Below are 16,330 nucleotides of genomic sequence, written 5' to 3'. Positions count from 1 at the left end.
GGAGCGCGTCACGGTCCGAGCGCGTGAAGTGTGCCACACCCGTCCTGTGCCGGACAAGAGCTAAGTGAACAACCATTCCGACGTTCACGTCATGCACACGTCGGAGAAGATGAGGACCGGCCAGCACACGATCGATCCGAGGAACGAGATCACCAGATCCACCCCGTCCATGGCACCGAGATGTGAGGTGTGGGTGAGGGTCCAGATCACCCCGACCAGGCCGTACGGGATTGCGACGAGGATGACGAGTCCGATGAACTCGGCGACGGTCATCTCGTAGGACAGGATCCTGCGGGCGATGGCAAGCATGGCAGAGCCCTCCTCGATGGATGGAAGAACGAGTGGAGAACGACGGTCCCGGCCCGGGCCGGATCAGGATCGATCGAACCGGTCCGCCGGCACGACCGCCGGGGAGGTTATCAGGAACATCCGAAATTTGTGAACGGTCATTCCGAAGGTCTCCGAAGACCCGATCGACGTCGCGCGGACATCGTTCGGACGGCCCCGATGGCAACAAGGAACCGGCCGCTCGGATGGATCGATGCCCCGCCGGTGTGTACGCTGCTCGCAGAACGGGTCGAGAATTTCCCCGACGGAGCGACACCGATCCTCCGCGAACGACATCCAGAATCAGTGAGGCGAACACGCGTGGTCGGCAAGACGTCCCCCGACACCGGACGACGAACCCGCCCGAAGGATCGTCGTGCGCGAATCGCCGCCGCAGCTGCCGTCGCCTTCGCCGAGCGCGGCTACCACGGTGTGAGCGTCGAGGACATCGCGACGGAGGTCGGTGTCACGAAGTCCGCGCTCTACCGGCACTTTCCGGGCAAGTACGCCCTGTTCCTGAATTCGGCGCTCATGCTGATCGATTCGCTCGAGGGCGCCCTCGATTCCGTGCCCGACGACCCCGCGCGCGATCCACGGGAGACCCTCCGTGCCCAGATGTCCGCGATCATCGCGGTGACGGTCGAGCAGCGTCGGTCGGCCGGGATCTACCGATGGGAGCGCAGATATCTCCGGAAGGAGGACCGCCCCGCCATCCGCGAACGCTCCTGGGCGGTCAATGCCCGCATCCGTCGCCCACTGCACCAGATCCGGCCGGATCTGTCCGACGAGGACGCGTTCGTGCTCGTCGCGGCCATGCTCAGCACCATCGGCAGCATCACCGTGCACAATCTGACGCTGCCTCCGCGGTACATGGAACAACTAGTGCTCGATGCGTGCACCGCGCTCGCCGAGACCCGCTTCTCCCCCGCTCCCGCCGCGCCCGAGCGAGTCGCCGCCGCGGATCGCCCGGGCCAGGACAACATGCGGGAAAACCTGCTGCGTTCGGCGGTCGGGCTGTTCCACCAACGGGGCTACAACGAGGTCGCGGTCGAGGACATCGCTGCCACGGTCGGCCTCCCCGCCTCCGGGATCTACCGTTATTTCGTGTCGAAGTCCGACATCCTCGCTGCGGCCTTCCACCGAGCGGCCGACCGACTCGAGACAGCCGTGGCCGCCGGGACGGCCGCAGCGTCCGATCCGGAGGACGCGTTGCGATCGCTGGTCTCGATCTACGTCGACCTGTCGTTCTCCCAGCGGGAACTGATGTCGGTGTACTTCGCCGAGCTCGTCAACGTTCCGGACGCCTCGCGCGCCGATCTGCGGTTGCGTCAGCGCGCCAATGTGGAGCAGTGGTCGTCCTACCTACAGGCGATCTGCGACGGTCTGTCCGCCGCGGATGCCCGCTTCCTCATGTACGCCGCGATCAACCTGGTGCCGGATCTCGGGGTCCTGCTGGGCACGTCCGCGGCACAGCAGCAAGCGGAGAACATCCACCGGTGCATGCTCGCGGTGCTGCTGAGCCGGTCCGGTCAGCGCCTCGGCCACGGCGAGGACGCCCCGTGCACGCCGACGATCGGGTCCGCGCACTGAGCGATCACGCTCAATACGCACTGAGTGGTGCCGCTCGTTGCACACTGCGCGAGATCACCCGCTGACGCCCGTAGTGCCACTGGGTGCACACAGCTGTGATCCCCGAAAACCCTCTGTTCCAAGCTAGGTGACGTCGACCCATTGTTTTTTGCACCTTGTTGCACATAGTCTGGCGGCAGAGGGACCCTCCGGAGACGAAGAAGGAACACATCATGACGCTGCCACCGATCCTGTCCGGCCCGCTGAGCGTGCCCCTGGTCGCTTCCCCGATGTTCATCGCGTCAGGGCCGGAACTGGTGTCCGCCCAGTGCCAGGCCGGAGTCGTCGGGTCGTTCCCGGCACTCAACGCGCGTCCTCAGTCGATGCTCGTCGACTGGCTGCAGCAGATCACCGAGAGCAACGCCGACTACGCGGCACGCCACCCCGAGGAGTACGTCGCGCCGTTCGCCGTCAACCAGATCGTGCACCGCTCCAACGAGCGGCTCGAGCAGGACCTCGAGGTGATCGTCGAGCATCGGGTCCCCATTGTGATCACCTCGCTCGGTGCCCGCGAGGAGGTCAACGAGGCTGTTCACTCCTACGGCGGCATCGTCCTCCACGACGTGATCTCGAACGAGTTCGCGCACAAGGCGATCGACAAGGGCGCGGACGGCATCGTCGCCGTCGCCGCGGGCGCAGGCGGCCACGCCGGCACGCAGTCACCGTTCGCATTGCTCCAAGAGATCCGCCGGTGGTTCGACGGCCCCCTGCTGCTGTCGGGATCCATCGCCCACGGCCGCTCGATCCTCGCTGCCCAGGCCGCCGGCGCCGACCTCGCATACGCCGGCACGGCCTTCCTCGCCACCGAGGAGGCCCGCAGCGCCGACGACTACAAGAACATGATCGTCGACAGCACCGCCAAGGACATCGTCTACAGCAACCTGTTCACCGGCGTGCACGGCAACTACCTGCGGGGAAGCATCGTCGCCGCCGGACTCGACCCCGACGACCTCCCCGAGTCCGATCCGTCCGCCATGAACTTCGGGTCCGGTGGCAACACCGACGCCAAGGCCTGGCGCGACATCTGGGGCGCCGGCCAGGGCCTCGGCGCGATCGAGTCCGTCGTCCCCGCCCGCGAGCTCGTCCAACGACTCCGCGACGATTACGAGCAGGCGTGGACGTCCCTCGAACGACGCCGAGTCGCCATGATCGACGCCGGATAGTGTGACCTAGGCTGACGCGGTGTCTCTCAGGTTCGCCATCCTCACCGCGCTGGTCGAGCGCGACAGCACCGGACTGGAACTGGCGCGGCGCTTCGACCGGTCGATCGGGTACTTCTGGCCCGCGACCCACCAGCAGATCTACCGCGAACTGGATCGGATGCGGGCGGGCGACCTGATCCGCGAAGTCCCGACGGACGGAAAACCCGGCCGCGGTCAGCCTCGACGTTTCACCATCACACCCGATGGTCGCCGACTGCTGCGCGGCTGGATCTCCGAGATCGAGGATCCGGACGTGGTGCGCTCCGGTGTCTCCGTGCGCCTGCGCGCGGCCGCGGCGCTCGACGATCCCGACGCCGCGCGTCCCGCGCTGGAACATCAACGGGCGTATCGCGCGGCGATGCTCGAGCAGTATCGCGCCATCGAGCAACGCGACTTCGCCGAGGCTCGGGGCGACGCGCGGAGCACCCTGCAGCACCTCGTGCTCCGCCTCGGCATCCTCCTCGAGGAGACCTGGCTGACCTGGCTGGACGAGGCGCTCGACACGATCGACCGGCTCGACGCGACGCCGGATTCCACCGCTGACCGCAGCGGAACGGTCACGTAGGCCGGAACACGAGAACCGCGCCGAGGCGCACTACGCGAGGAGGTCGACCGGCCCTTCATTCGGAGCCGGTCGACCTCCCTCTGCCCGTGCATTCTGGGGCCGCTCGACGACCCGCGGTTACACCGGCCGTGGAGCAGCGGACTTACCTACAAGGACGCAGGCCTACCCGTCACGGGGCGTTTCCGGCCTCAGGGTCGACTGCCGTCAGCGCGGTGGTCAGGGTCCGGCTCGGCCGCATCACGGCCACGGTCTTGTCCTTGTCCGGCCGGTAGTAGCCACCGATGTCGACCGGCGCGCCCTGCACCTCGTTCAGCTCCCGCACGATCGTCTCCTCGTCCCTGGCCAGCGCTTCGGCCAGCGGGGCGAACTGTTCTGCGAGTTCCGGATCCTCGGTCTGCCCGGCAAGTTCCTGTGCCCAGTACATCGCGAGGTAGAACTGGCTGCCCCGGTTGTCGAGCTCGCCGACCTTGCGAGACGGGCTCTTGTTCGTCTCCAGCAGCTTGCCGGTCGCTGCATCGAGCGCGTTCGCCACGATCTTGGCGCGCTCGTTGCCGGTCTTGATGCCGAGGTCCTCCAGGCTTACGGCCAACGCCAGGAACTCACCGAGCGAATCCCAGCGCAGGTGGTTCTCCTCCACCAACTGCTTGACGTGCTTGGGCGCCGACCCGCCGGCACCCGTCTCGTAGAGGCCGCCGCCCGCCATCAGCGGCACGATCGACAGCATCTTGGCGCTCGTACCGAGTTCGAGGATGGGGAACAGGTCGGTGAGGTAGTCACGCAGGATGTTGCCGGTCGCGGCAATGGTGTCCATTCCGCGGATCAGTCGCTCCAGCGTGTACCGCATCGAGCGCACCTGCGACATGATGTGGATGTCGAGGCCCTCGGTGTCATGATCCTGCAGGTACAGCTCGACCTTCTTGATCAACTCGTTCTCGTGGGGGCGGTACGGGTCGAGCCAGAACAGGACCGGCATACCGGAGTTGCGTGCCCGGGTGACCGCGAGCTTGACCCAGTCGCGGATCGGCGCGTCCTTGACGGTGCACATGCGCCAGATGTCACCCGCCTCGACGTGCTGGGTGAGCAGCACCTCACCGGTCTCGACATCGACGAAGTTGGCCTCGCCCTCCTCCGGAACTTCGAAGGTCTTGTCGTGCGAGCCGTACTCCTCGGCCTTCTGCGCCATGAGACCGACGTTGGGAACGGTACCCATGGTCGTCGGGTCGAACGCGCCGTTGGTCTTACAGAAGTTGATGATCTCCTGGTAGATGCGCGCGAAAGTGGACTCCGGCATGACCGCCTTGACGTCCTTGGGCCGTCCGTCGGCGCCGTACATCTTGCCGCCCGAGCGAATCATTGCGGGCATCGAGGCATCCACGATGACATCGCTGGGGGAATGGAAGTTGGAGATGCCGCGTGCGGAATCGACCATGGCCAATTCGGGACGGTGCTCATGGCAGTTGTGCAGGTCCTGCTTGATTTCGTCGCGCTGCGTGCTGGGCAGCGTCTCGATCTTGTCGTACAGGTCGCCGAGACCGTTGTTGACGTTGACGCCCAGCTCGTCGAACAGCTTCTGATGCTTGGCGAAGGCGTCCTTGTAGAAGGTCTTCACCGCATGGCCGAAGACGATGGGGTGCGAGACCTTCATCATCGTCGCCTTGACGTGGAGGGAGAACATCACGCCCGTCTTGCGCGCATCCTCCATCTGCTCCTCGTAGAACTCGAGCAACGCCTTCTTGCTCATGAACATGCTGTCCATGATGTCGCCCTCACCGAGCTCCACCTCGGGCTTGAGGACGATCGTCTCGCCACCCTCGGTCACCAGCTCCATCCGGACCTTGCGCGCCCGGTCCAGCGTCATCGACTTCTCGCCGTGGTAGAAGTCGCCGTGCCGCATGTGCGCGACGTGGCTGCGCGAGGCCATCGACCACTCGCCCATGCTGTGCGGGTGCTTACGGGCGTACTCCTTCACCGCCCGGGGTGCGCGCCGATCGGAGTTGCCCTCACGCAGGACAGGGTTGACCGCACTGCCGAGAATCTTGCCGTAGCGCTCCCGGATGGCACGCTCTTCGTCCGTCTTCGGGGCGTCCGGGAAATCCGGGACCTGGTAGCCCTTGCTCTGCAGTTCCTTGATGGCAGCCAGGAGCTGCGGTACGGACGCACTGATGTTGGGCAGTTTGATGATGTTGGTCTCGGGCAGTTGCGTCAGACGACCCAGCTCGGCCAGGTTGTCCGGGACGCGCTGCTCTTCCGTGAGGTGCTCGGGGAACTCGGCCAGGATCCGCGCAGGCACCGAGATGTCGCTGGTCTCGACCTCGATGCCCGCGGCCCCAGCGAAGGTACGCACGATCGGCAGGAAGGCGTAGGTCGCAAGCAACGGCGCCTCGTCGGTCAACGTATAGATAATGGTCGACTGCTTGTCGGCGCTCATTCTTGTCTCGACTCCCTACGTCGGTTCGGTCCGCCTCACGAAATGCTCCGCGTGCGGGATTGCATCGGGTATCAGGCTACGTGCGAGAACTCGAGAACGATATTTACTCGCCGGTAACTCGAACTCCGCCGACAGGCTTCGACGGCCCGACGGGCGCCCGACCGTCGACCCCATGTCCGCTCGCGACCGACAACGCCGCAGTCCGGCGCGCCACCGATTCGATGGCCCCTCGACCTGTCGTGACGCGGGTGCGATCAGCGCACAGCATCGCCGTCAGGAAAGAAGTCTTCGCAAGCAGTGGGAAGACTGCTGTCACAAGCGATCCCGATGTCGAACCGGAATTCGATCCCTCGGCCGTCCGATCGCGGTCGAACGCCGACGCCTGCAGATGCTGTCGTCAGGGACGATCGTTCCGTCGAGATTCGTCGATCGTCGCTCTGCGGGGAGACGACCGCGGACCCTAGAGGGAGCCGCACGCCTGCGTCCCGATGAAAAACTTCACATTTCTCGCCGACGACTCGACTCGAGCTGTTACCGGCAGGAGCCCGCCACTGCTCCGACATCAATCGCAGGCGGGCGCCGGAACATCCTCGAACAGCGGCGACCCGATCGGCACGAGGTACACCACGTCGAGGATCACCGGCTCCGCGCCGAGATTCCGGCCCACGTGCAGGTGGTCCCGACCCGAGGGTTCGTTGATGAAATCACCGGTCTCGAACACGACAGGCTCGCAGTCTCCTTCGGGATGCGTCAACGTGCCGGCCCGCACGATGCCGAGCACGGGACCATCGTGATAGTGCCAACCGGTGCTACCGCCCGGTTCGATGGTGATCTCCCGGGCCACGGCGTGCACACCGTCCGGTACGAACGGCAGCAGTCGCGGTGGCACCTCGATGTCCACCCGAGTGACTCCTGAGATGCCCTCGCTCGGGGTGGCGTGCGCCCACCCGGGCACCGCCATCGTTGCTGCACATGCCGTCGCCGCGAGTACACCCTGCACGGAGCGCTTCATGCGCACGGACGCTACCGCCTACACGACACTGCTGCAGGACAACTCGTGCACTCGATGAACCCGTCCTCTGCTTGCCGCTCCGCCGCGGCCCATCATGCCCATCCATGACGGCTCGCTCGGAAGCCGGCGTGTCGGTAGCGTCTCGTGAATGACGAACTCGGATCACGGAGACCCCGGCGACGCTCCCACCGTGCCGCCGCCGTTGGCGGAGATCGTCAACGCGACCCGACCCACTGCCGCCGAGGAAGCGCGGACGGTCGCGGCGTCGACGAACACCGGCACTCTCGCGACCCTCACGAAGGAAGGAGACCCCTGGGCCTCCTTCGTGACGTACGGACTGGTCGGCGGCTCACCGGTGTTGTGCGTGTCGCACATGGCAGAGCACGGCCGCAATCTTGCGCGCGACCCACGCGCGAGCATCGCGATCGTCGCGCCCGACCCGCAGTCCGACCCGCTCGCCGGCACCCGCATCACTCTCGCCGGGTACGTCGAGCGTCCCGAAGGTGAGGAACTGGCCGCCGCGCGCGAAGCACACCTGGCAGCTGTCCCTGCGGCCCGCGTGTACATCGATTTCAGCGACTTCACGCTCTGGGTTCTTCGGGTTCAGCGCGTGCGCTGGGTCGGTGGGTACGGACGGATGGATTCGGCCACCGCCGAGGACTATGCCGAAGCGTTGCCGGATCCTGTGACCCCGTCGGCGGCTCGTGCGATCGCGCATCTCAACGACGATCACGCCGACGCGCTGCTGGCGATGGCCCGGAAGCTCGGCGGGTTCCCGGATGCGACAGCGGCAACCTGTGTCGGAGCCGACCGATACGGCCTCGACCTCGATGTCACCACGCCGCGTGGGCGAGCCATGACGCGCGCCGGCTATCTGTCGCCGCTCGACTCCGCCGACGAATTGCGCGCAGCAACAGTCGCTCTGGCTCGCGCGGCGCAATCACCGTAAGCATGGTCAGTGCTGTGGATCGAGCATCGCTGCTGCCGTGGCAAGGTCGGATTCCTTCTCGGTGATCAGCGCGAACAATGCGTACCCGACGGGGGCCGCGTTCCAGACGGCAAGGCCTTCGCCTCGATGGCGGTTCCGACCCAACGATGCAGAAACGCGCGCAGCTCGGCCGGGGAACGGAGAGGATCACCAGGGTCGACGAGGAGCGATTGAACGAACCGGAGCATGATCTCGACCAGTTCGTTCATGTCGGCGTCCGTCCATCCGTGTGCTGCCCAATCGATGGCGAGGTGATCCACGATCACGCGTCCTATGGCGATGGACCGGGCGGCGGTCACTTCGGCGGTGAACTTCGCGTTCTCGGGCCGGGCGAACAGCAGACCGAAGCGGCGATGCTTGCGTAGACGTTCGAAGGTCAGAGCGATCGCTTCGACGATCGCGTGTGACGGCTCGGTGAGACCTTCAGAGAACGCGCCAGGTCGCCGAGGAACTCGTCGGTGGCGTGTTGCGCAGTCGCGGCCAAGAGGGCCTGACTGTTCGGAAAGTACCTGTAGACGGTCTGGCGAGCGATGCCGAGTTTCTGCGCAACCTGACGGATGTTCACGTCGGTCGCGCCCGAATCCATGAGCTCTCCGGCAGCGATGATGATGCGTTTCGACGCTTCGTTGTCATCGGCAGGGGGCATCAAACCGGCCCATCCATGGGTACGCACTCACTCATTGTCCCGTGCCGAATGCGACAGTGCTCGTTCGACCGGGACGTACCGGACAATACGGCTGGACATAGAACACGTTTCATGTACTGTCACCCTTGCTGACATCGGTAGCGAAAGGACCTGGCATGGCCACCGTCGAGAATGCGACCCCAGCACCGACCACCAGCCCCTACGGGGCCGAACTCACCCGAAGGGCCCTGAATCTGGCGCTGTCCGACACCACGGACATGGCCGAGTCGACACTCCGTGTGCCGCTGGCGTACTACCGAGACGACAAGTTTGCGGAGTTCGAACGCACTCGACTCCTGAGGGAGACACCTCTGCCGTTGTCGGCGTCGGCGCAGATCCCGAACAACGACGACTACGTGGTACGCACGGTGCTCGACGACTCGTTGCTGATCACCCGTGACCATGACGGGCAGGCTCATGTCTTCTTGAACTACTGCCGCCATCGCGGAGCAATGCCGGCGTGCGGGGCCGGGAACAGTCGCCGGTTCACGTGTCCGTACCACGCATGGGTCTACGACAACAAGGGAAGACTTCGGGGAGTCCCCGGCAAGGCGGGGTTCGACGACATCGATCGGAACGACTACGGCCTCGTGGAACTACCCAGCGAGGAGCGTCACGGGTTCGTCTGGGGTGTCCTCGACGCTGATGTACCACTGGATCTGGACTCTCATCTGGGTGAATTCGGCAACGAGCTTGCACGGTGGGACTACCGGAATTTTCAGTATCACGACGAGCGATACCTGGAAGCGGACGTCAGCTGGAAGGGTGCACTCGAAGCATTCGCCGAGGGCTATCATTTTCCGTTCGTTCACGGGGACAGCGTCATCGGACAGAACACCATCGCGAATACCCATGTGTACGACGAGTTCGGTCCGCATCACCGGATCGGCTTCCCGTTCAATTGGGTTCGGGACCTCGAGGGCAAGGAGCAGGACGACACCTGGGATGACCCGATCGCGCACATGGGCATCATCTATTGGGTCTATCCCAACCTGATTCTGGCCAACAGTCCTGTGGGGGTGGAGGTCATCGACATCTTGCCCGGCAGGTCGGCCACCACCTGCGTCGTGCGGCACAGTTGGATGGCGAAGTACCCCGCGGAGAGTCCGGAGCAGGTGGAGCTGTACTCCGGCATTTTCGCGCAGGTTCATGCTGCCGTAAGGGATGAGGACTTCGCGATGCTCCCCCAGTGCGGCGAAGGAGTGCGCCGCGGCCAACATGAGCACATGCTCATCGGGCGCAACGAGATAGGCGTGCAGCACATGATCAGGGTGATGTCCGAGAGGGTGGGGATCGACCTGAAATGACCCTCGTTGCCCGTCGCCATGCCCTCCTCCCGTTTCGGCTCGGGTGATCCGTCAGCACCGGATCCGACCAGCGCTCACCTCGTGTGACGACACGGCAACATGTCGACAGTCAGCGCGTGTCCTGCCCCGGAATCGCCGGTCACTCGTGGCAATGTCCACAGAATGCATCCGTACGACCAGGGGTTCGAGCCTCCGCAAGCATGCTCCGAGTGGTGTCGGGCGCGCTCGTTCGACCTGCAGGTGCTCGACGAGGGCGTCACCGTCGACCTGAAATGGTGGAACAGCCACCTCGAACGCGCCGGGCACGAGATCCGCCTCCGGGGACGGAATCTCGACGGACGGATCATCGACGACGGCGACGCGATCGTCCAACGCAACGACCTCCGATCGGACAGTGAACTGATCGAAGCCGACCACGCCGGCCTGGGGCTGTTGTTCCTGTGCGCAGCCTGGCGCAGCGCGCATCCGCGACGACGCGGCGCCCGACGTTTTCCGGACGTCCGCGACACACACGCCCCGAAGGACCGGGACCGGTTCACCAAGATCAAGGGAGTCCTCGACTACTGCGCGAAGACCAAGTCTCTACCCGACACCGCGCGGCAGACCTGGTCCGGATGGCCGGACACTCCCGGCGTCGGCGTACCGCTGCTGGCGACCTATCTGTGGGCGGTCGAGGTGCGGACCGAGGCGGGCCCGGCGCAGCTTCTCGATCAGCACGCGGTGTCGACGCTCATCCACGAAGGGTGGCTCGAGGATCCGTCGGTCGCCGACTTCACGCTGCGGCGCTATCACCGGTACGTCGAACTCCTAAACATGTGGGCGTCGTTGATTGCCACGCGTCCGGAGATGGTCGAGATGTGGCTCGTCGACCGTTGGCACGCCCGTATCTGTGAAGTCCGGGACGGGTCGCACGCGACTCCGCGATTGTTCTGATCGACCCGGGCGTCGCGATGAGGCCGCCCGAATCGTCCCGTCGGGGCTGATGCACACTCGCAGGATGGGGTCACCGACTACGACGAGCATCACCAGGACGACCGGCGCACAGCCGATTCCACAGCCGCGATGGAGACTTCCGCTGGTGGGTGATCTGCTCAGTATCGATGTGGCCAAACCGGTTCAGCGTGAGATGCAGATGGCTCAGGAACTAGGTGGAATCTTCGAACGCAAGATCCTCCGGCACCGATTGATCGTGGTCTCCGGCGCCGAGCTGGTGCGCGAGGTCAACGACGAGGAGAAGTGGGCGAAGTTCCTCGGCAAGCCGCTGCGCAAGCTTCGTGTCATCGCCGGCGACGGGCTGTTCACCGCGTTCAACTCCGAACCGAACTGGAGCAAAGCCCACAACATCCTCGGCCCGGGATTCGGCCAGGCCGCGATGCGCGGCTATCACGACTCGATGCTCACGGTCGTCGACCGGCTGGTCGACAGCTGGGACGCCGCCGCGGCCGGCGGCGAGTATGTGGACGTGCCGAAGAGCATGACGTCGCTCACCTTCGACGTCATCGGCCGGTGCGGCTTCAGCTACGACTTCGACTCGTTCGGCCGCACCGAACCGGATCCGTTCATCGCGGCGATGAGCCGGGCGCTCGAGTACATCAACCGCTCGTCGAACGACATCCCGATCCTGCGCGCCCTGTTCGGCCGCAGCGCCCGTGAGCAGCACGAACGCGACATCGCGCTGATGCAGGAGACGGTCGATCGCATCGTAGAGGAGCGGATGCGCTCCGGTGAGCAGCACGGCGATCTGCTGGACCTGATGATGCACACCGCCGATCCCGACACCGGTGAGCAGCTCGATCGCGAATCGATCCGCAATCAGGTGCTGACCTTCCTGGTCGCGGGCAACGAGACCACCGCGGCCACTCTGGGGTTCGCGGTCCACTTCCTGAGCCGACATCCCGAGGTGGTGGCGAAGGCGCGGGCCGAGATCGCCCAGGTCGTCGGTGCCGACGGCCGGATCGGGTATGAGCAGGTCGCCAAGCTGCGGTATGTGCGGCGAGTGGTGGACGAGACGCTGCGATTGTGGCCGGCCGCCCCGGGCTATTTCCGCAAGGTGCGCGGTGAGACCACCCTCGGGGGTCGTGTCCTGCCGAAAGGTTCGTGGGTGTTCGTGCTGCTGCCGCAGCTGCACCGCGACCCGCTGTGGGGCGACGACCCCGAGCGGTTCGACCCGGACCGGTTCGAACCCGAGGCCGTGCGGAAGCGTCCGGCGCACATCTTCAAACCGTGGGGCACCGGCATCCGCGCGTGCATCGGTCGGCAGTTCGCGCTGCACGAAGCGGTGCTCACGCTCGCGTCGCTGATCCGGCGGTACGACTTCGCTCCGGAACCCGGCTACGAACTCGACGTCCACGAGGCAATCACGTTGAAGCCTCGTGGCCTACGCGTGAGGCTCTCCCGCCTCTGAATCGTCGCGTCGCTCCTCGCGCACGGCGGACGGTGGCCGGGTCGTCGACAGACGCACCCGGCCGCTGTCGAGATCGACCCATTCGTCGTCCCCGACGGCGATGTCGATCCGGCCGTTCTTCTTGCTCGCGATCTCCTCGATCGTGTGTCTCCGACCGGGCGAGAAGAGTTCGTCCATCACCCCGAGGACGCTGCCTCCGGCGTCACCTCCCCGACCGTTCCGGCGCTTGCGCCAGTACACCCACCCTCGCCGTTCGGCCCACAGTCCTACCCGGTCGATCACGACGAAGACGGCGATCACGGTCACCGCGACCAGCAGAGCTCCCACCGGCAGTCCCTTCTCCTGCAACCATGATGCCTTCGCGGTCCTGGTCGCGCCGCCGGGAAGGCGTCATGATGGAGAAGTGACGCCCGCGTCGCCCGGAGACTTCGTCCTCCTCGCCCGGATCCACTCGTGTGATCCGGAATCGCTGTGCGCCAATTCCGTTCACGCACGAGGAGCAGCACCATGACATCGACCGAACCCGCCGGCGGCCGGAGTGGCGGCGGAACGATGGCCCGACCGAATTCGTCCGGATTGGCGGACGTCATCGACACCATCCTGGACAAGGGTCTCGTCATCGACGCGTTCGTACGCGTCTCTCTCGTCGGCATCGAGATCGTGACCATCGACGCCCGCATCGTGGTCGCAAGCGTCGATACCTACCTGCGGTTCGCCCAGGCCGTCGACAGACTCGAGATCTCGCAGACCCAGCCGAAAGGTGTGCCCGAGATCGTCGGCGACGTCAGCGGCAAGGCCGTGGAGAGCGCTGCCAAGTACAAGACCCACAGCGCCCTCGACTCCGCGGCCGAGAAGGTGCTCGGGTTCTTCGACGACGTGGCGGAGAAGCGACAGGAAGCTCCGCGACGCAAGAGGAAGCAGCGATGAATATCCGAACTGGGGAGGTGTTGTGGCGGACTTCGAACAGGACCGAGCGCTGATGATCCGGCTGTGGCGCATGTGGGGTTCTCGCGCCGCCGAACTGTCCGACGAGCAGTGGACGACCGAAACTCGGCTACCGGGGTGGACGGTCCGGGACGTCTACGTGCACATCACGCCGGACGTGATGATCGAGATGCTCGCCGCGCCGTCGGAGGACGGTGAGGCGAAGGTGACCAGCGCCGCGGAGATGCTCCGGATGCTCAACACCGATCCGGCCGAGGCCGAACCGAGGCACGAGCGGATGGCCGAGACGGTGCGCCGACTGGCGGCCGATGTCGAGCGCACGGCAGTCGCGACCCACTTCGAATCCGACTTCCCCGCCGCCTTCGACCGGATCACCGGATTGAGCCGTGCGTCCGTGATCGCACACCCGTTCCTGGAGTCGGTCGCGCTCGGCGCGTTCCTCGACATGGCAATCCTGGAGACCACCATCCACTGGCTCGACGTGATCGACGCGGTCGGCGGACCACGGCCCGAGTCGATGGCCCTCGAACGGACACGGGACGTCCTCGCCGCGGTGCCCGATCCGCTCACCTTCGTCGAGGCGGCGTCGGGTCGCGCCGACCCGACGATCCTTCCCGTCATGCACTGAAGGACCACGCGTCGTCGCTCTATGCTCGGACGATGTTCCTTCTCTTCGGCTTCGGCACCAAGCGACAGAACCTCGGTCCGGGGCAGAACCGGACGTGTCCGCGCTGCCACAACACGACGCAGTGGCTCCGGATCCGGGAGTCCAAGCAGTTCACGCTGTTCTTCGTGCCGGTCGCGCGGTGGGGCCGCCGACAGTTGGAGCAGTGCGGGATCTGCGGGACCGCCGTGGAGATCTGAGTCCGGTCAGTCGGGATCGGCGAAGGCAGGAGCACGCTCGGTCATCCCCGCCGTGACCGCCTCGATCTGATTGGGCGACCCCATCAGCTCGACCTGCAGCGTGCTCTCGAGCATCAGCGCGGACTCCGGATCGGAGCCGGTCCACGTCTCCTCGTACAGGCGCTTGGCCGCCTGCACGGCGTGCGGCGACTTGCCGGCGATCTCGTGGGCCAGTTCCTGCGCCGCGGCGAGCGGGTCGTCCGAGACATGGGTGACGAGACCGAGTGCGTCGGCCTCGGTGCCCGTGAGGATGCGCCCCGTGAAGGTGAGTTCCTTCGCCACATCGAGGCCCACGAGTCGCGGCAGGCTCTGGGTGATGCCCATGTCGGGGACGAGGCCCCACTTGACCTCCATGATCGACAGCCGCGCGTCGGGCGTCGCGAAGCGGATGTCGGCGCCGAGCGCGATCTGCAGGCCGCCGCCGAAGCAGTTGCCGGTGATCGCGGCGATCACCGGGGCCGGGACGCGGGACCAACCGTAGGCCACACGTTGGGCCTGATTGGCGATGTGCCCGTCCGCGCGGGCGAGCAGATCCCGCGGGCCACTGCCGTCGCGGTTACCGAGACCGGTGATGTCGAGGCCGGAGCAGAAGCTCTTGCCGGCGCCGTGGAGCACGACGGCGCGTACCGTGCGGTCGGTCGCGAGCTGCTCGGTGGCATCGACGATCGCATCGAACATCGCCGGGTCGAGCGCGTTGTGCTTCTCGGCGCGGTCCAAGGTCACGGTTGCGACACCGAACTCGTCGATCTCGATCCGCACTCTCTGCTCGCTCATCCGCCCGAACCTCCTCGATATCAGTGGGGATCGGGACGTCCGGAAAATCCTGCCCGCGATCGCGAAGCCGACTGTACAGCAAGGATTTCGCCGCCGACGGTGAACATGCGAGAGGCCGCGACGAACGTCCTCGGCTGCCGTCCGGAGACGCGCCGCCATCCGGGCACCGCCCGCCTCCGGCGTGCAGACCGTGACCGAACCGTTATAGTCGGCGTCATGACTACAGTTCTCGGCGTCTCGGTCGGTGCCAGCGCGGTGCGCTTTGCGCGACGTGACACCGGGAGCCTCGACAGCCCCGTCTTCGGATCCCGCTCGATGCCCGCCCTGCTCGACCGGCCGGCCGAGCTGGCCGCGGAGTCCATCGAGACGATGCTCGCCGAGACCGACGAGATCGAGCAGGTGCGCGCCATCGGCGTCGCCTACCAGAACGAGACGCAGGCCGATTTCGTCCAGGGTGCGATGAGCCGCCTGGACATCGACAACTTCCGGCTCGTCCCGGAAGTGACCGCGGCGCTCGAAATGCTGGAAACCACAGGAGATCTCGGCGACCACGAGACGCTCGTGTTCTACGACCTCGGCAGCTCGGGCCTCACCGTCACGGTTGTCGACCGGGGCACCCGCATCGCGTTGAGCACGGCACGCTCGGAGGGGATCAGCGGCGACCTCGTCGACCGCCTGATCTACGACCACCACGTCGAACTGCAGCGCTTCACCGAACCGGCCGACATGGCGGCACAGCGGGCACTCACCGCCCGGTGCCGCGACGCGAAGGAACAGCTGTCCTCGAAGGATGCGGTGTGCATGCCCGGCGAGGGCGGTCTGCTGCTGCTCTCGCAGGACAGCTTCGATTCGCTCATCGACGGACCCGTGAAGGCCTCGGCCCGCCTCACCCTCGACGTGATCCGCCGTTCGGGCCGCACTCCCGACGCCGCGGTGCTCATCGGGGGCGGAGCGAACATTCCGCTGGTCACCGCCGTGATGGAATCGTGGCTCGATATTCCGGTGATCGTGCCCCCGCAGCCCGAACTCGTCGCAGCGGAAGGCGCGGCGCTCCTCGCCCGCCCGGACACCGCGAAGGTCGCCGAGACGGCGGAGTTCGCGGCGCCGCTCGAGCTCACCGAGACGGCACAGTTCGCCCCGCAGCCGGTCCGTCGACCCCGA

The 16,330-nt window shown here is 66.0% G+C and carries 17 protein-coding genes and 1 pseudogene; 12 read left to right on the top strand and 6 right to left on the bottom strand.

Annotated features, from left to right (window positions below):
* Positions 1 to 84 precede the first annotated feature (84 nt).
* Positions 85 to 309 (bottom strand): hypothetical protein, encoded by a 225-nt coding sequence (locus tag CKW34_RS11850; RefSeq protein ID WP_059383518.1) that lies wholly within the window; start codon positions 307 to 309, stop codon positions 85 to 87.
* A gap of 324 nt (positions 310 to 633) precedes the next feature.
* Here CKW34_RS11850 and CKW34_RS11845 point away from each other — a divergent pair, with 324 nt between their 5' ends.
* The 3 genes from CKW34_RS11845 (at position 634) to CKW34_RS11835 (ending at position 3,723) form a co-directional block, all read left to right on the top strand.
* On the top strand, positions 634 to 1,917 hold the full coding sequence (locus CKW34_RS11845; protein ID WP_064059864.1) for a TetR/AcrR family transcriptional regulator: 1,284 nt from the start codon (positions 634 to 636) through the stop codon (positions 1,915 to 1,917).
* A gap of 212 nt (positions 1,918 to 2,129) precedes the next feature.
* Entirely contained in the window at positions 2,130 to 3,119 is a 990-nt protein-coding gene (locus CKW34_RS11840) for an NAD(P)H-dependent flavin oxidoreductase (RefSeq protein ID WP_059383520.1), read from the top strand.
* Positions 3,120 to 3,138: 19 nt separating this feature from the next.
* Positions 3,139 to 3,723, top strand: a complete 585-nt coding sequence (locus CKW34_RS11835) for a PadR family transcriptional regulator (protein WP_059383521.1) — start codon at positions 3,139 to 3,141, stop codon at positions 3,721 to 3,723.
* 169 nt (positions 3,724 to 3,892) lie between these two features.
* Here the strand turns inward: CKW34_RS11835 and CKW34_RS11830 are convergent, their stop codons facing one another.
* On the bottom strand, positions 3,893 to 6,151 hold the full coding sequence (locus CKW34_RS11830) for an NADP-dependent isocitrate dehydrogenase (protein WP_059383522.1): 2,259 nt from the start codon (positions 6,149 to 6,151) through the stop codon (positions 3,893 to 3,895).
* Positions 6,152 to 6,713: 562 nt separating this feature from the next.
* Positions 6,714 to 7,163, bottom strand: coding sequence for a cupin domain-containing protein (locus CKW34_RS11825; RefSeq protein WP_026061701.1), 450 nt, complete (start codon positions 7,161 to 7,163; stop codon positions 6,714 to 6,716).
* 148 nt (positions 7,164 to 7,311) lie between these two features.
* Between CKW34_RS11825 and CKW34_RS11820 the strand changes: the two genes are divergently transcribed.
* Positions 7,312 to 8,112 (top strand): HugZ family pyridoxamine 5'-phosphate oxidase, encoded by an 801-nt coding sequence (locus CKW34_RS11820; RefSeq protein WP_016694803.1) that lies wholly within the window; start codon positions 7,312 to 7,314, stop codon positions 8,110 to 8,112.
* Between the two features lie 146 nt (positions 8,113 to 8,258).
* A complete protein-coding gene (locus tag CKW34_RS11810; protein ID WP_080968344.1) occupies positions 8,259 to 8,516 on the top strand; it encodes a hypothetical protein in 258 nt (85 codons plus the stop codon).
* 11 nt (positions 8,517 to 8,527) lie between these two features.
* Here CKW34_RS11810 and CKW34_RS11805 read toward each other — a convergent pair whose 3' ends face one another.
* A complete protein-coding gene (locus CKW34_RS11805) occupies positions 8,528 to 8,797 on the bottom strand; it encodes a TetR/AcrR family transcriptional regulator (protein WP_059383524.1) in 270 nt (89 codons plus the stop codon).
* A gap of 155 nt (positions 8,798 to 8,952) precedes the next feature.
* Here CKW34_RS11805 and CKW34_RS11800 point away from each other — a divergent pair, with 155 nt between their 5' ends.
* The 3 genes from CKW34_RS11800 to CKW34_RS11790 all read left to right on the top strand — a co-directional run bounded on the left by CKW34_RS11800 (position 8,953) and on the right by CKW34_RS11790 (position 12,547).
* The gene (locus CKW34_RS11800; RefSeq protein WP_059383525.1) at positions 8,953 to 10,143 is read left to right on the top strand and encodes an aromatic ring-hydroxylating oxygenase subunit alpha; all 1,191 of its coding nucleotides are present in this window, start codon (positions 8,953 to 8,955) and stop codon (positions 10,141 to 10,143) included.
* Between the two features lie 162 nt (positions 10,144 to 10,305).
* Positions 10,306 to 11,076, top strand: coding sequence for an 8-oxoguanine DNA glycosylase OGG fold protein (locus tag CKW34_RS11795; RefSeq protein WP_059383526.1), 771 nt, complete (start codon positions 10,306 to 10,308; stop codon positions 11,074 to 11,076).
* Positions 11,077 to 11,140: 64 nt separating this feature from the next.
* Positions 11,141 to 12,547 (top strand): cytochrome P450, encoded by a 1,407-nt coding sequence (locus CKW34_RS11790; protein ID WP_059383527.1) that lies wholly within the window; start codon positions 11,141 to 11,143, stop codon positions 12,545 to 12,547.
* On the opposite strand, the gene CKW34_RS24535 is transcribed toward CKW34_RS11790, so the two are convergent.
* The gene (locus CKW34_RS24535) at positions 12,521 to 12,874 is read right to left on the bottom strand and encodes a DUF6191 domain-containing protein (protein ID WP_095092022.1); all 354 of its coding nucleotides are present in this window, start codon (positions 12,872 to 12,874) and stop codon (positions 12,521 to 12,523) included. The two genes, CKW34_RS11790 and CKW34_RS24535, sit on opposite strands and share 27 nt — an antisense overlap.
* A gap of 225 nt (positions 12,875 to 13,099) precedes the next feature.
* Between CKW34_RS24535 and gvpJ the strand changes: the two genes are divergently transcribed.
* From gvpJ to CKW34_RS11770, 3 genes are read left to right on the top strand one after another with little or no spacing between them, the layout of a single operon-like run.
* On the top strand, positions 13,100 to 13,474 hold the full coding sequence (gvpJ, locus tag CKW34_RS11780) for a gas vesicle protein GvpJ (protein WP_059383529.1): 375 nt from the start codon (positions 13,100 to 13,102) through the stop codon (positions 13,472 to 13,474).
* Positions 13,475 to 13,496: 22 nt separating this feature from the next.
* Entirely contained in the window at positions 13,497 to 14,120 is a 624-nt protein-coding gene (locus CKW34_RS11775; protein WP_174479654.1) for a maleylpyruvate isomerase N-terminal domain-containing protein, read from the top strand.
* Positions 14,121 to 14,152: 32 nt separating this feature from the next.
* Positions 14,153 to 14,356, top strand: coding sequence for a zinc-ribbon domain-containing protein (locus CKW34_RS11770; protein WP_016694796.1), 204 nt, complete (start codon positions 14,153 to 14,155; stop codon positions 14,354 to 14,356).
* A 6-nt stretch (positions 14,357 to 14,362) separates the two neighbouring features.
* Here the strand turns inward: CKW34_RS11770 and CKW34_RS11765 are convergent, their stop codons facing one another.
* Complete coding sequence (locus CKW34_RS11765; protein ID WP_059383530.1) at positions 14,363 to 15,169, bottom strand: crotonase/enoyl-CoA hydratase family protein; 807 nt, start codon at positions 15,167 to 15,169, stop codon at positions 14,363 to 14,365.
* A 216-nt stretch (positions 15,170 to 15,385) separates the two neighbouring features.
* Here CKW34_RS11765 and CKW34_RS11760 point away from each other — a divergent pair.
* Positions 15,386 to 16,312, top strand: a pseudogene (locus CKW34_RS11760) (Hsp70 family protein); the annotation flags it as partial.
* Positions 16,313 to 16,330 lie beyond the last annotated feature (18 nt).

It is taken from the genome of Rhodococcus rhodochrous (assembly GCF_900187265.1).
GTDB lineage: Bacteria > Actinomycetota > Actinomycetes > Mycobacteriales > Mycobacteriaceae > Rhodococcus > Rhodococcus rhodochrous.
This window is presented reverse-complemented; position numbering and strand designations above follow the sequence as displayed.